Origin of the sequence: Streptomyces flavofungini (assembly GCF_041028215.1) — a bacterium.
In the GTDB taxonomy this organism is placed as follows: Bacteria; Actinomycetota; Actinomycetes; order Streptomycetales; family Streptomycetaceae; genus Streptomyces; species Streptomyces flavofungini_B.
This window is the reverse complement of sequence record NZ_JASKYR010000123.1, coordinates 1-14,494: the sequence shown is the minus strand read 5'-3', so window position 1 is coordinate 14,494 and position 14,494 is coordinate 1. Positions and strand designations below refer to the sequence as shown.

Here is a 14,494-nt window from a genome sequence, read left to right as displayed (position 1 = left end):
GTGCCCACCGCCTCCTCCACGCCCGGCGTCTCGCCGCGCCGGGACTCGGCGCCGGACCGTGCTATCAGGGCGACGTTGCGGAAGACCACCACCGCGTCCTCCACGAAGACCGCGTCCGGGCAGTCGTCGGCCGGTGCCACCTCCAGCGTCTCCCAGCCGTGCGCGCTCAGCGCCCCCACGTAGGCGTCCCACTGCCCGAGCGCGAGCTCCCGGTCGACGGGTGTGCGCCGCAGGTGGGTGACCAGGCCGTCGGCGACGCGCGGGCCTGGGCGGCGGATCAGGGCCTTCTTGCTGGGCACGGGCTCTCCTCACGGGTGCGGGGCGGTGCCCGCACATCATGCAGCGCGCGCTCGCCCCCGGCCCAGAGCCCGGCGCAGGTGATCGGCGGTGAACGAGCCCCGTGCCGTCGCGAGCTGTGCCGGGGTGCCCTCGAAGACGACACGCCCGCCGTGCCTGCCGCCGCCGGGGCCGAGGTCGATCACCCAGTCCGCGTGGCTGACGACCGCGAGGTCGTGCTCGACGACCAGGACGGTGTTGCCCGCGTCGACGAGCCGGTCGAGCAGCGCGAGCAGCCCGTCGACGTCCGCCATGTGCAGCCCGGTCGTCGGCTCGTCAAGGACGTAGGTGGTGCCCGTGCGGTGGAGCCGGGTGGCGAGCTTGATGCGCTGGCGCTCGCCGCCCGACAGGGTGCTCAGCGGCCGGCCGAGCGTGAGGTAGGCGAGCCCCACGTCCCGCAGGGCACCGAGCCTGCGCGCGAGGGCCGCGTCCCCGAAGCGCGCCAGGAAGTCCAGGGCCTCGTCCGCCGTCATCGCGAGGAGGTCGGCCACGGACCGCCCGTCGACGGTGAGCCGCAGCACCTCGTCCTTGAAGCGCCGCCCCCCGCACGCCTCGCACGTCGTGGTCACCGGGTCCATGAACGCCAGGTCGCTGTAGATGATCCCGCGCCCCTGGCAGCGCTCGCAGGCGCCGTGCGAGTTGAAGCTGAACAGGCTCGCCCGCGTGCCGGTCTCGCGCGCGAAGAGCTTGCGGACGGTGTCCATGACCCCGAGATAGGTCGCGGGGGTGGAGCGGCCCGAGATGCCGATGGACGACTGGTCGACCACCACGGCGTCCGGGTGCGCCGCGGTGAACGCCCCGGCCACCAGCGTGCTCTTGCCGGAGCCCGCGACCCCGGTGACGGCCGTGAGCACCCCGGTCGGCACGCGCACACTGACGTTCTTGAGGTTGTGCAGCCCCGCGTCCTTGATCCAGTGGCCGCCGGTCGGCTCGCGCGGGTGCTCCTTGACGCCGGTGGTGCGGCGCAGTTGGCGCCCGGTCGGGGTGTCCGCCCGGCGCAGCTCCTGCGGCGTGCCCTCGAAGACGACCCGGCCGCCGCCCGCGCCCGCACCCGGTCCCATGTCGACGACGTGGTCGGCGACGGCGATGACGTCCGGGTCGTGCTCGACGACCAGGACGGTGTTGCCCTTGTCGCGCAGCCGCAGCAGCAGGTCGCCCAGGCGGCCCACGTCGCGCGGGTGCAGGCCGGCGCTCGGCTCGTCGAAGATGTACGTCATGCCGGTGAGGCTGGAGCCGAGGTGGCGCACCATCTTCAGGCGCTGGCCCTCGCCGCCGGAGAGCGTGGACGTCTCGCGGTCCAGGCTCAGATAGCCCAGGCCGATCGCCTCGATCCGCTCCAGCGCCGCCACCGCCGCCCCGGCGACCGGGCCCGCCACCGGATCGTGGACGCGCCCCAGTTCACGGATCAGGTCGGTGACCTCCATCCGCGTGCAGTCGGCGATGCCCAGGCCGTTGACGCGGGTGGCGAGCGCGGCGGCGTTGAGGCGGGCGCCGTGGCAGGCGGGGCAGGGGCCCTCTTCGAGGAAGTCCCGCACCAGGTCGCGGGTGCGCTGGGAGAGTGTGGACAGGTCGCGGTTGAGGTAGAGCCGCTCGAAGCGGTCGGCGAGGCCTTCGTAGTCGATGTCGCGGGCGCCGCCGGTGTTGTCGACGCTGACCTTGGCCGCGCCCCGGCCGCCGCGCAGCAGGAAGTGCCGCTCGGCGTCGGTGAACTCACCGACCGGCTTGTGCGTGTCGAGGCCGGTGGTGCGGGTGTAGGTCTGGCCCTGCCAGGTGCCCGCGGCGAACGGCGGGAAGAGCACCGCGCCGTCCGCCAGGGACCTGGCCGGGTCGAGGATGCGGCCGTAGTCGGGCCGCACGGTACGGCCGAGGCCGTCGCACTCGGGGCACATCCCCGAGGGGTCGTTGAAGGAGTACGCCGTCGCCGGGCCCGCGCTCGGGGTGCCGTGCCGGGAGAACAGCACCCTGATCACGGAGTAGATGTCCGTCATCGTGCCGACGGTGGAGCGCGAGTGGCCGCCGACGGGCTTCTGGTCGACGACGATCGCGGGCGAGAGGTCCTCGATGGAGTCCGCGTGCGGCCGCTCGTACTTCGGCAGCCGGTTGCGGACGTACCAGGTGAACGTCTCGTTGAGCTGCCGCCGGCTCTCGACCGCGATCGTGTCGAGGACGACCGAGGACTTGCCGGAGCCCGAGACCCCGGTGAAGACCGTGAGACGGCCCTTCGGGACGCGCAGGTCCACCTCCTTGAGATTGTTCTCGCGGGCCCCGGCGATGACGATGTGCTGGTGGCTGTCGTGTCGCATGGACGCGAAGCTAGCCGCGATACCCGACAGCCTCTGTCTTCATTTCGTGGGTGATCTCCGTCAGGCCGCCGTCCATGAGCAGCCACCGTGTGATGCCGATGGACTCAAGGAACGGCAGGTCGTGGCTGGCGACGAGCAGCGCCCCCTGGTAGGACTCCAGGGCCGTCGAGAGCTGCCGCACGCTCGCCATGTCGAGGTTGTTCGTCGGTTCGTCGAGCATCAGGAGCTGCGGCGCGGGCTCGGCGAGCAGCAGCGCGGCGAGCGCCGCGCGGAACCGTTCACCGCCCGACAGGGTCGCCGCCCGCTGGTCCGCCTTGGCCCCCTTGAACAGGAAGCGGGCCAGGCGCGCCCGTACGCGGTTCCGCGTCGCCTCGGGCGCGTACGCGGCCACGTTCTCGGCGACGGTCAGGGCGTCGTCGAGGATGTCGAGGCGCTGCGGCAGAAAGCGCAGCGGTACGTGCGCCACGGCCTCCCCGGATACCGCGTCCAGCTCTCCCGCGATGGTCCGCAGGAGCGTGGTCTTGCCCGCGCCGTTGCGTCCGATCAGCGCGATCCGCTCGGGTCCGCGCAGCTCGAACTCGCCCTGGACGCGCGCCCCGTAGCGCAGTTCCAGGCCGCTCAGGGTGAGGACCGTGCGCCCGGGGTGCACCAGGGTCTGCGGCAGGTCGACGCGGATCTCGTCGTCGTCGCGCACCGCCTCCACGGCCTCGTCCAGGCGCTCCCTGGCCTCGGCGAGCCTCTCCTCGTGCAGGACGCGGTGCTTGCCCGCGGAGACCTGGGCGGCCCGCTTGCGGGCCCCCATGATGATCTTCGGCTCGCGCTTCTGGTCCCACATCTTCTGGCCGTACCGCCTGCGGCGGGCCAACTTGACCCGCGCGTCGCTCAGTTCGCGCTGCTGCTTCCTGACGTCGGACTCGGCGACGCGCACCAGGCGCTCCGCCGCCTCCTGCTCGACGGCGAGGGCCTCCTCGTAGGCGGAGAAGTTCCCGCCGTACCAGGTGACCTCCCCCTCGCGCAGATCGGCGATCTGGTCGACGCGTTCCAGGAGTTCGCGGTCGTGGCTGACCACGACGAGGACCCCGGGCCACGCCTCGACGGCCGCGTACAGGCGCCGCCGGGCGTACAGGTCGAGGTTGTTGGTCGGTTCGTCGAGCAGGAGTACGCCGGGGGAGCGGAGCAGCAGCGCGGCGAGGCGCAGCAGCACCGACTCACCGCCCGAGACCTCGCCCGTGGTGCGGTCCAGGCCGAGGTGGCCGAGGCCGAGCTGGTCGAGGGTGGCGAGGGCGCGCTCCTCGACGTCCCAGTCGTCGCCGACCGCGGTGAAGTGCCGCTCGTCCGCGTCGCCCGCCTCGATGGCGTGCAGGGCGGCACGGGTGGCGGCGATGCCGAGCACCTCGTCGACGCGGAGGCCGGTGTCGAGGGTGATGTTCTGCGGCAGATAGCCGACCTCACCGGCGACCTTGACGGCACCGTCGGTGGGGGCCAGTTCACCGGCCACCAGCTTCAACAGGGTTGACTTCCCTGATCCGTTGGGTCCGATGAGTCCGGTTCTGCCGGGGCCGAAGGTCACCTGGAGGTTGTCGAAGACGCCGGTCCCGTCGGGCCAGGTGAAGTCGAGGGAGGTGACGGTGACGGAGGTGGGGTGGGTAGACATACGGGCCTCGCGGTTGCGTGGGGTGGAGCGCGGTCAGGGGCAAACGCGTTCGAGACACCGCGGCAGGGGGAGGCCGGAGAAAGAGAGAAGGCCTGTGCCGGGAGAGACGGGACGGCTCATGCGCCGAGGTCGCACGCGACGTGCACGGCAGCGGAGGGCTGCGTGACGCGGTGTCTCATGACCTCAGACGAGCAACGTCCTTCTCCTATCGACGGCAACAGAACCTTTTACAACGTACGAGGGGCCGTGACGGGTGTCAACGCTTTAACGTCGTGCCCAGAGGTCCCCCAGCGTCGTGCCCAGAGGTCCCCTCACGAGGAGGCGCCGTGCACTACGGCACGCTGTCCCTGCCCGCCCGGCTCTTCCTCCTCGCGTGGAGCCTGGACCGGAAGAGATTCACCGGAGGTCCCGACCTCCACCTCGCCGTCCGTGCGGGCGCCCTGGCCGAGCTGGCCCAGCGGGGGCTGCTCCACGAGCGGGAGCGGGGCGGCGCGGTCGTGCCCGTCGCGGGCAGCCGCACCGGGGACGCCGTGCTGGACGGCCTGCTCGATCTCATCGAGCGCTCCCGGCCCCGCAAGCTGCGCGGCTGGATCACCCACCGCTCCCGCGACACCCTGACCGCGGTCCGTGACGAGCTGGCGGCCCACGGCTATCTGCGCACCGAGCGCCGCCGCGTCCTCGGGCTCTTCCCCGTCCGGCACTGGGAGCCGGAGCGCACGGGCTACGCCGAGACGCTCCATGCCGAGACCCTCGCCGTGCTGCGCGGCCCGCGACCGGTCGCCGAGGTGGGCCAGGGCGAGGCGGCCCTGGTGGTCTGCGCCGCCGCGGGCAAGGTCCGCCCGGCCGTCACGGGCAAGGACCGCAGGCGGTACAAGGACAGGCTGGAGGAGCTGACCGACCGCAGTGGCGGCGCCTCGCCGGAGCTGCGCTCGACGATGCGCGACCTCCGCAAGGCGCTGGCCTCCGCGGTGGCGGCGGCCGAGACGGCCCGCTCGTCGGACGGCGCGGGAGGCGACGGCGGCGGGGGAGGCGACGGTGGCGGCTAGCTGTGCCGCTCCGGCACGTGGCCAAGGCGGCCCGCCCCGGACCGGAGGCGCTAGCAGGCGTCCCGCATCAGCTCGGCCAGGTCCTGGTCGAGGTCCACGTAGTGGTGCTCGTGGCCGAGCGGGACCAGGGCCGTGGTGCTGTGCAGGAAGCGGCGCAGCTCCCCGGTGCGGATGTGGACGATCGCGGTGCCCTCGGGCGCGTGGAACTCCACGACCGTACGGTCGAAGCCGTACGGCCGCACGCGCACGTCGCCGTCGCCCACCGGGCGCTCCACGCCCTGTGTGAGCAGCTCGCGGGCGAAGGCCCAGGAGACCTCGACGCCTTCCAGCGTCGCGGGAGCGGGGAAGCTCATCTGGACGGCGAAGGGGTCCTGCCGGTCGTAGTGCAGGGTTGCGGGAATGGTCTGCATCCGCGGCGCGGCGGCGACCAGGCGGGCCTCTACGGCTTGCTCGATGACGGTGGACAACGCCTGCTCCCTCACTGACTGCTGGACGACTGGGGTCGGCACTTTGATAGACGACGGAATGACGGGATCCGTGCACACGGAGAGCGAGTGAGACCGAGTGACCTCTGTCACCGCGACACCGTGGAGGCCCCGGCGGTTCCCGGCGGCCGTCGGGTGGGGGACGCGTTCAGGCCATCTGGACGAGCCCCGGCGCGTCGGCTAGCTTCGCCCGCCATGAGGGCCAAGGGGAAGTCGAAGTCGATGGGGCGCGCGGTACTGGCGGGGCTGTGCGGGGCGGCGCTCGCCGGAGCCGTTCTCGCGGCGCCCGCACGGGCCGGAACCGGCGGGTCCGCGCACGCGCCCGTGCGGGGCCTGAGCTGGCAGCTCAAGGAGAGCGGCACCGACGCGCGCTTCCGCGGACTCGCCGCCGTCAGCCCTGACACGGCCTGGGCGGCCGGGACCGGGGGCACCGTGCTGCGCACCTCCGACGGCGGCGGGACGTGGCGTGATGTGTCCCCGCCGGACGCCGGGAACCTGGAGTTCCGCGACGTGGAGGCCTTCGACGGACGGCGCGCGGTCGTGCTCGCCATCGGCGAGGGCGAGGCCTCGCGGGTGCTGCGCACCGACGACGGCGGCGCGACCTGGACGGAGTCCTTCCGCAATACCGACACCCGGGCCTTCTACGACTGCGTGACCTTCTTCGACCACCGGCACGGTCTGGCCATGAGCGACCCGGTCGACGGGAAGTACCGCATCCTGTCCACCGCCGACGGCGGCCGGTCCTGGAAGGTGCTGCCGGACGCCGGGATGCCCGCCGCGCAGCAGGGCGAGTCGGCGTTCGCCGCGAGCGGCCAGTGCCTGGTCGCCTCGGGCCCGCGCGACGTCTGGCTGGCCACCGGAGGCGCGGCCCGCGCCCGCGTCCTGCACTCCGCCGACCGGGGCCTGACCTGGCGCGCCACCGACGCGCCGATCCCGGCGGGCGACCCCGCCCGCGGCGTCTTCGGCCTCGCCTTCCGCGACCGTACGCACGGCATCGCGGTCGGCGGCGACTACCGCGCGGGCCAGGCGTCGCCGAAGGCGGCGGCGGTCACCGGCGACGGCGGCCGCACCTGGCGCCCCGCGGGGCAGCCGACGGGCGCCTACCGGTCCGGGGTCGCCTGGTTCCCCGGCAGCCGCGCCACCGCCATCGCGGTCGGCCCGACGGGCACCGACGTCACCACGGACGGCGGCAGGACCTGGCGGACGGTCGACACAGGGTCCTACGACACCGTGGACTGCGCCGGGGTCCGTGGCTGCTGGGCGGCCGGGGAGAAGGGCCGGATCGCGCGCCTGGAACGGAAGTGAGGCGTACCGACGGGATGGACGTGAGGCGTACCGGCTACGCCGGGAGCTGCTCCTGGTGGTCGGCGAGTGCCGGAGCCGTCTTCGTCGCGTAGAACTCGGTGACGCGGTACTCGCAGATCCCGGCCACCGTGAACGGGTCCGCCGCGATGATCTCCTCGATCCGTGCGCGGTCCTCCGCCACGGCGATGAGCACCCCGCCGTCGCGCGGGTTCTTGCGCCCGGAGGCGAGGCAGACGCCGCTCGCGTAGAGCTCGTCGAGCCAGGCGACGTGGGCCGTGAGGTGTTCCTCGACGGCGGAGAGCGGCGCGGTGTAGGTGAGTTCGAGAACAAACATGAGCGCGAGGCTACCGGCCCCGGTGAGCCCGGGGACCGGCGGCCTCGCGGAGCCGTCGGCTAGTCGGTGATCTTGATGGCGCCGTTCGGGGCGGCGGCCTCCGCCGTCGTGCCGTGCGGGCCGCCGACGCGCCCGGTGATGCCCTTCAGGAGCTCGCCGAGGTCGACACCGGTGGTGGAGCTGAGCAGCTCCATGCCCTGGGCGACGTTGTCCGCGACCGTACGGGAGAGCTGTCCCGCCCCGTCGGTGGAGATGACGGTCATCTTGTCCACCGCGCTCAGCGGCTCCGACGCCTTGGCGACCACGCTCGGCAGCACCTCGACGAGCATCTGGAGGATGGCCGCGTCCCCGTACCGCGTGAACGCGTCGGCCTTCTTGTGCATCGCTTCCGCCTCGGCGGCGCCCTTCGCGCCGATCGCGGCGGCCTCGGCCTCACCTTCGAGCCGGACGGCGTCGGCAAGCGCCGCGCGCTGCGCCTTCTCGCCCTCACCGGTCAGGCGGGCCCGCTCGGCGTCGGCCTCGGCCTGCTTGACCAGGCTGATCCTGCGCGCCTCCGCCTCCTGCTCGGCCTGGTAGCGCGCGGCGTCGGCGGGCTTGCGGACCTTGGTGTCCAGCTCGCGGTCGGTGAGCGCGGCCTGCCGCTGGGCGACCTTCTCCTGCTCGGTCAGCACGTCCTGCTGCCGGGCCGCCTCGGCCAGCGGTCCCGCCGCGCCCGCCCGCGCGGCGGCCTCGTCCGTCTCGGCCTTGATCTCGGCCTGCTTGAGCGCGAACGTCCGCTGGGCGATCGCGATCTCCTCCGCGGCCTTCAGCCGGGCCTGCTCGGCGGCGCGCTGCGCGACCGCTTCGGCGATGTCGGCCTCCTGCCGGGCGCGGGCGGCCTCGGGGCGCCCGAGGTCCTCCAGGTAGGAGCCCTCGGTGGTGATGTCCTGGATCTGGAAGGCGTCGAGGACCAGGCCCTGCCCGGAGAGGCTGGCCTCGGCCTCCTCCGCGACCTGCCCGGCGAAGGCGGCGCGGTCGCGGATGATGTCCTCCACCGACATCCGGCCCACGATCGAGCGCAGCGCCCCGGAGAGCACCTCCTGGGTGAAGCCGACGATGCCGTCCTGCTGGACCAGGAACCGCTGGGCGGCGGCGCGGATGGAGTCCTCGGTGCCGCCGACCTTGACGATGGCCACGCCTTCGAGGTGCGCCTTGACGCCGCGCAGCGTGACGGCGCCGCGCACCGCGATCGGGATGTGCCGCGAGGACAGGTCGAGGGTGAACTTCTGCTGGACGAACGGCACGACGAAGACGCCGCCGCCGACCACGACCTTCTGGCCGCTGTTGTCGGTCATCACCCGGCCGGTGTCCGGGTCGGTGGACTTCTTGCCGCGCCGCCCGGTGACGATGAAGGCCTCGCTCGGCCCGGCGACCTTGTAGCGGGTGATGACGACGAGCGCCAGCAGGACGAGGAGTACGACGACTCCGATGACGGCGGTCAGGACTGGACTCATGGGCGTACTTCCCCCCTGCCACCCTGGGACGGCAGATCGTTGACGTGATGGTGAGCGGTCGAGGCGGTGCCCGGCTTCGGGCCGCCACGGGGTGTACCGGGCGTCGGCGCCGCACGCAGCGCGCGTGCGTCGACGCTCCGCGGAGCGCGCGTGCGTCAGCGCTCCACGGGGCGTACCGCGACCGAGGTGGCGGTCGGGGCSGMCYCGACCCAGACCTCGGTGCCCCGCGCCACGGCGGCGGAGCTGCGGGCCGCGAACTTCACGCGCTGGCCCGCGAGGTGCAGCAGCACCTCTCCGTAGCCATCGGCCGGGATCGCGGTGACCACGGACCCCGAGGTGCCCACGAGGTCGTCGCCGCGCGGGGTCGCCGCGGTCTGGTCGCGCATGAGGGCGCGGGTCGTCCGCCAGGTCAGCCAGGCCGCCCCGGCCCCCGCGCAGACGCCCGCCGTGGTCGCGGGACCGGCGCCGAGTCCGGTCGTGCCGAGCACGATCGCCCCGCCGAAGCCGAGCATGGACACGAACCCGGCGATCACCGGCAGCGAGAGCAGCCCGTCGAAGACGCCGTCGAGGACGCCGACGCCGTCGAAGAGCCCTTCCAGGACCCCGTCGAGGACGAGCGAGAGCACGAGCAGGACGATCCCCGCGATGCCGAGACCCAGAAAGACCGTCATCGGATCACTTCCCCCGTTCATGCCGTCCACCTCGGTACGGGACCGAGCCTGTCATGCACAGTTGAGCGCTGACATTGCCCGTTTCCGGCAATCTTTACGCGTCTTTAATGCCGGTGGGCCGTGCGTGGGTCGTGCGGGCTCCGCGCTCACGAGGCGGACGGGCGGCCCGGCTAGGCTCGCGCCCCGTGATCGACCACCGACTTCCCGCGGACTGGCCCACCGATGAGGCGACGGCGCTCGCGGTCCAGGACGAGCTGCGCGCCCGCGTCGTCCTCGACGGCTCGGGGCCGCCGCCCGGCACCGGACACCTGACCGGTGTCGACGTCGCCTACGACGACACGAGGGACCTGGTCGCCGCGGCCGTCGTGGTCCTCGACGCGGCGACGCTCGACGTCGTCGAGGAGGCCACCGCCGTCGGCGCCGTCGCGTTCCCCTATGTGCCCGGCCTGCTGGCCTTCCGGGAGATCCCGGCCGTGCTCGCGGCGCTCGCCCGGCTCGGCGCCGACCCCGGCACCGTCGTCTGCGACGGCTACGGCGTCGCGCACCCGCGCCGCTTCGGCCTCGCGAGCCATCTCGGCGTCCTGACCGGACTGCCCACGATGGGCGTGGCCAAGAACCCCTTCACCTTCGCCCACGCGGCCCCGGCCGCGCCGCGCGGCAGCGTATCGCCGCTGCTCGACGGCGTGGAGGAGGTGGGGCGCGCGCTGCGCACCCGCGAGGGCGTGAAGCCGGTCTTCGTCTCGGCCGGGCACCGGGTCACCCTCGACCAGGCCTGCGCGCACACGCTCTGCCTGACGCCGCGCTACCGCCTGCCGGAGTCCACCCGCCGCGCGGACGCGCTGTGCCGCTCCGCGCTGCGGGAGGCGGCCGGTCAGCGGGACTCCCCGCCCCGGGAGGCGGCCGGTTGAGGGGCGGAAAGACGAGCGGGTTAGCATATGAGCGCCGCCTAGCTCGAAAGATACTCCTGTGACTGTCAATGACGACTCGTTCACCAATTGGAAGCACCGCGAGGAGATCGCGGAGTCGATGATCCCGCTCATCGGGAAGCTGCACCGCGAGCGGGACGTCACGGTCCTGCTGCACAGCCGCTCCCTGGTGAACAAGTCGGTGGTCAGCATCCTCAAGACGCACCGGTTCGCCCGGCAGATCGCCGGTGCGGAGCTCTCGGTCACCGAGACGCTGCCCTTCCTGAAGGCCCTCACCGAGCTGGACCTGGGCCCCTCGCAGATCGACCTCGGCATGCTCGCCGCGACGTACAAGAGCGACGACCGCGGGCTCTCCGTCGCGGAGTTCACCGCCGAGGCCGTCGCCGGTGCCACGGGCGAGAACAAGATCGAGTGCCGCGAGGGCCGCGACGTCGTCCTCTACGGCTTCGGCCGCATCGGCCGCCTCGTCGCCCGTCTGCTCATCGAGAAGGCCGGTTCGGGCAACGGCCTGCGGCTGCGGGCGATCGTCGTGCGCCAGGGCGGTGAGCAGGACATCGTCAAGCGTGCCTCGCTGCTGCGCCGCGACTCCATCCACGGCCAGTTCCAGGGCACCATCACCGTCGACGAGGCGAACAGCACGATCATCGCCAACGGCAACGAGATCAAGGTGATCTACGCCAACGACCCCTCCGAGGTCGACTACACGGCGTACGGCGTCAAGGACGCCATCCTCATCGACAACACCGGCAAGTGGCGCGACCGCGCGGGCCTCTCCAAGCACCTGCGCCCCGGCATCGACAAGGTCGTCCTGACCGCGCCCGGCAAGGGCGACGTGCCGAACATCGTGCACGGCGTCAACCACGACACGATCAAGCCGGACGAGCGCGTCCTGTCCTGCGCCTCCTGCACCACCAACGCGATCGTCCCGCCGCTGAAGGCGATGGCGGACGAGTACGGCGTGCTCCGCGGCCACGTGGAGACCATCCACTCGTTCACCAACGACCAGAACCTCCTGGACAACTACCACAAGGCCGACCGCAGGGGCCGCTCCGCGCCGCTCAACATGGTCATCACCGAGACCGGTGCCGCCTCCGCCGTCGCCAAGGCGCTGCCCGACCTCAAGGCGCCCATCACGGGCAGCTCGATCCGGGTGCCCGTGCCGGACGTCTCGATCGCGATCCTCAGCCTGACGCTCGGCCGCGAGGCCGACCGCGAGGAGGTGCTCGACTACCTACGCAACGTGTCGCTCACCTCGCCGCTGAAGCGCCAGATCGACTTCACCAGCGCCCCGGACGCGGTGTCGAACGACTTCATCGGCTCGCGCCACGCCTCGATCGTCGACGCGGGCGCGACCAAGGTCGACGGGGACAGCGCGATCCTCTACCTCTGGTACGACAACGAGTTCGGCTACTCGTGCCAGGTCATCCGCGTCGTGCAGTACGTCTCCGGGGTCGAGTACCCGACGTACCCGGTGCCGGTGGCCTGAGCACCGAAGGCCCGCTGGAGGGGTGCCCCGCGCGCGGGGCACCCCTTCGACGTGTGCACGGCACCGCCTTCCGTGCCCTTCAGCGCACCGCCGCGACGCGGAACGTCAGTCCCGCCTCCGTGAGCCGCCTCAGCAGCGCGTCGCCCATGGCCACGGCCGGGGTGAGCTGGCCGCCCGCCTGCGGCAGGTCGTCCAGGGCGAGGCAGAGCGCCGACTCGCCGAGCATCCTCGCCGTCTCGTCGTACCCCGGGTCGCCGCCCGACACCTCGGTGAAGACCCGCCTGCCGCCGCCCTCGCCGACGAACCGCACCGAGAACCGCGCCGCCGCCCGCTGCGCCTCGCTCGGCCCGTCGCCGGGCTTGAGCCGTGCGGACAGCCAGCGGCGTACGGGGGGCAGTTGGGCGGCGGCGACGAGGCCGCCGACGGCGAGCGGGGCGCCGAGCGCCATGGGCAGCGTCCTGACCGCGGCGTAGTGCCGGTAGCGGAAGTCGGGGCCGTAGCGCTCCAGGGCGCGGGCCGAGCGCTGGACCACCTGCGGGTCGATCGTCGGCAGCGGCAGCGCCCACGCGCCGACTTCGGCGGCGTAGCGGGGCGCGCCGGGCGGCGCGTAGGCCCTGCGGTCGGCGGGGCGCGGCTCGTGGCGCCCGCGCTCCTTGGCGGCGGCCATCATCTGCGGGCCGCGGCCGAACTGGTTGAGCGCGGAGGCGAACGTGCCGCCGGAGAACCGCGCGTTGGTCCGCACGAAGCCGTCGACGCGCAGCGGCACGCCCTCCGGCAGCTGCTTGACCGTGAAGTACACCCCCAGGTCGTGCGGGACGGAGTCGAAGCCGCAGGTGTGCACGAGCCGCGCCCCGGTCTCCCGCGCGCGGGCGTCGTGCCGCACGTACATGAGGTCGACGAACTCGGGCTCACCCGTCAGGTCGACGTAGTCCGTGCCCGCCTCCGCGCAGGCGGCGACCAGCTCCTGCCCGTAGGTGAGATAGGGGCCGACGGTCGAGGCCACCACGCGGGCGCTGTCCGCCAGCTCCCTGAGTGAGGCGGTGTCGGCCACGTCGGCGTGGACCAGGGGGAGCTTCGCGCACGTGGGGTGGTCGGCCGCCAGGCGGTCCCGCAGCCGCTCCAGTTTCCCGGTGTCGCGCCCCGCGACGGCCCACCGCAGCCCGTCGGGCGCGTGCGCGGCCAGATACCGGGCGGTGAGCACCCCCACGAAGCCGGTCGCTCCGAAGAGCACGATGTCGTACGCGCGATCCTTGCTCTGCCTGCTCATGGCACCTCTCCGCCGTGCGTGTCGCGCCGGTGCCGGGGGCCGGGGCCACCCGTCCGGCCGAAATTGGCTAAGCGCTTGCTCGTCAAGGGCTTGTGCCCAGTGGAACACGTTCTTAGCATCACTGGTGTTACATCACTTGTGTCATAGCGCTGGGGGCTCAATGGCAGGACCAGGCAAGCGCGTTAGCGGACCGCTCGCCGGGGTGCGTGTGGTGGAGCTCGCCGGTATCGGGCCCGGCCCCTTCGCGGCCATGCTCCTGGCCGATCTCGGGGCCGACGTCGTGCGCGTCGACCGGCCGGGCGGAAGCGGCCTCGGCATCGAGGCGGAGTACGACGTCACCAACCGCAACAAACGCTCGGTGATCCTCGATCTGAAGACCGCCGACGGCGCGGCCCGCGTCCTCGACCTCGTGGCGCGCGCCGACGTCCTCATCGAGGGCTACCGGCCGGGCGTCGCCGAGCGGCTCGGCGTCGGCCCAGGGCCCTGCCTCGCCCGGCGCCCCGCCCTGGTCTACGCCCGGATGACGGGCTGGGGCCAGGAGGGACCGCTCGCCCAGCGCGCCGGGCACGACATCGCCTACATCGCGATCACCGGCACCCTCGGCATGATCGGCAAGCCCGGTGAGCCGCCGACCGTCCCCGCCAACCTCGTCGGCGACTACGCGGGCGGCGCGCTGTACCTGGTAATCGGCGTCCTCGCCGCGCTCCACCACGCGCGCGTGCACGGCGAGGGCCAGGTCGTGGACGCCGCGATCGTCGACGGCACCGCCCACCTCTCCGCGATGATCCACGGCATGCTGGCGGCCGGCGGCTGGCAGGACCGCCGCGGCGCCAACCTCCTGGACGGCGGCTGCCCCTTCTACGGCACCTACGAGACGGCCGACGGCGGCCACATGGCCGTCGGCCCCCTGGAACAGCGCTTCTACGACGAGTTCAGCGCCCTCCTCGGCCTCGGGGAGGCGGCCGACGCCCGCGGCGACCTCGGCCGCTGGGGCGAGCTGCGCGACGCCGTCGCCGCCCGGTTCAAGGAGCGCACCCGCGCGGAGTGGACGGCCGTCTTCGAGGAGTCCGACGCCTGCGTGGCGCCCGTGCTCTCGCTCCGTGAGGCGCCCGGCCACCCGCACCTCGCCGCCCGCGCCACCTTCACCGACCACGGCGGGATCACCCAGCCCGCCCCGGCGCCCCGCTT

12 protein-coding genes and 1 pseudogene are annotated in these 14,494 nt (G+C 73.1%); 5 read left to right on the top strand and 8 right to left on the bottom strand.

Annotation, left to right across the window (positions count from 1 at the left end; genetic code table 11):
* The 3 genes and pseudogenes from AB8Z36_RS11490 to AB8Z36_RS11480 all read right to left on the bottom strand — a co-directional run.
* Positions 1–299: pseudogene (locus AB8Z36_RS11490) on the bottom strand (N(G),N(G)-dimethylarginine dimethylaminohydrolase); the annotation flags it as partial.
* A gap of 36 nt (positions 300–335) precedes the next feature.
* Positions 336–2,639, bottom strand: coding sequence for an ATP-binding cassette domain-containing protein (locus AB8Z36_RS11485; protein WP_369213141.1), 2,304 nt, complete (start codon positions 2,637–2,639; stop codon positions 336–338).
* Between the two features lie 10 nt (positions 2,640–2,649).
* Positions 2,650–4,293: an ABC-F family ATP-binding cassette domain-containing protein gene (locus tag AB8Z36_RS11480; RefSeq protein WP_369213140.1), complete on the bottom strand. Its 1,644-nt coding sequence runs from the start codon at positions 4,291–4,293 to the stop codon at positions 2,650–2,652.
* Between the two features lie 326 nt (positions 4,294–4,619).
* Between AB8Z36_RS11480 and AB8Z36_RS11475 the strand changes: the two genes are divergently transcribed.
* Positions 4,620–5,339, top strand: a complete 720-nt coding sequence (locus AB8Z36_RS11475; protein ID WP_369213139.1) for a GOLPH3/VPS74 family protein — start codon at positions 4,620–4,622, stop codon at positions 5,337–5,339.
* A 50-nt stretch (positions 5,340–5,389) separates the two neighbouring features.
* On the opposite strand, the gene AB8Z36_RS11470 is transcribed toward AB8Z36_RS11475, so the two are convergent.
* Entirely contained in the window at positions 5,390–5,806 is a 417-nt protein-coding gene (locus AB8Z36_RS11470; protein WP_369213138.1) for an SsgA family sporulation/cell division regulator, read from the bottom strand.
* Positions 5,807–6,019: 213 nt separating this feature from the next.
* On the opposite strand from AB8Z36_RS11470, the gene AB8Z36_RS11465 reads away from it, so the two are divergent.
* A complete protein-coding gene (locus AB8Z36_RS11465) occupies positions 6,020–7,129 on the top strand; it encodes a WD40/YVTN/BNR-like repeat-containing protein (protein ID WP_369213137.1) in 1,110 nt (369 codons plus the stop codon).
* A gap of 34 nt (positions 7,130–7,163) precedes the next feature.
* On the opposite strand, the gene AB8Z36_RS11460 is transcribed toward AB8Z36_RS11465, so the two are convergent.
* The 3 genes from AB8Z36_RS11460 to AB8Z36_RS11450 form a co-directional block, all read right to left on the bottom strand.
* Positions 7,164–7,463: a YciI family protein gene (locus tag AB8Z36_RS11460; protein ID WP_369213136.1), complete on the bottom strand. Its 300-nt coding sequence runs from the start codon at positions 7,461–7,463 to the stop codon at positions 7,164–7,166.
* 59 nt (positions 7,464–7,522) lie between these two features.
* Positions 7,523–8,956, bottom strand: coding sequence for a flotillin family protein (locus AB8Z36_RS11455; protein WP_369213135.1), 1,434 nt, complete (start codon positions 8,954–8,956; stop codon positions 7,523–7,525).
* Positions 8,957–9,111: 155 nt separating this feature from the next.
* A complete protein-coding gene (locus AB8Z36_RS11450) occupies positions 9,112–9,627 on the bottom strand; it encodes a hypothetical protein (protein ID WP_369213142.1) in 516 nt (171 codons plus the stop codon).
* A 185-nt stretch (positions 9,628–9,812) separates the two neighbouring features.
* On the opposite strand from AB8Z36_RS11450, the gene AB8Z36_RS11445 reads away from it, so the two are divergent.
* Both AB8Z36_RS11445 and AB8Z36_RS11440 read left to right on the top strand, forming a co-directional pair.
* Entirely contained in the window at positions 9,813–10,535 is a 723-nt protein-coding gene (locus tag AB8Z36_RS11445; protein ID WP_369213134.1) for an endonuclease V, read from the top strand.
* A gap of 58 nt (positions 10,536–10,593) precedes the next feature.
* Positions 10,594–12,039 (top strand): glyceraldehyde-3-phosphate dehydrogenase, encoded by a 1,446-nt coding sequence (locus tag AB8Z36_RS11440; protein WP_369213133.1) that lies wholly within the window; start codon positions 10,594–10,596, stop codon positions 12,037–12,039.
* 79 nt (positions 12,040–12,118) lie between these two features.
* Here AB8Z36_RS11440 and AB8Z36_RS11435 read toward each other — a convergent pair whose 3' ends face one another.
* The gene (locus AB8Z36_RS11435; RefSeq protein ID WP_369213132.1) at positions 12,119–13,306 is read right to left on the bottom strand and encodes a saccharopine dehydrogenase family protein; all 1,188 of its coding nucleotides are present in this window, start codon (positions 13,304–13,306) and stop codon (positions 12,119–12,121) included.
* Positions 13,307–13,466: 160 nt separating this feature from the next.
* On the opposite strand from AB8Z36_RS11435, the gene AB8Z36_RS11430 reads away from it, so the two are divergent.
* Positions 13,467–14,494: CaiB/BaiF CoA transferase family protein (locus AB8Z36_RS11430; protein ID WP_369213131.1), on the top strand; the 1,028-nt coding region annotated here is incomplete at its 3' end.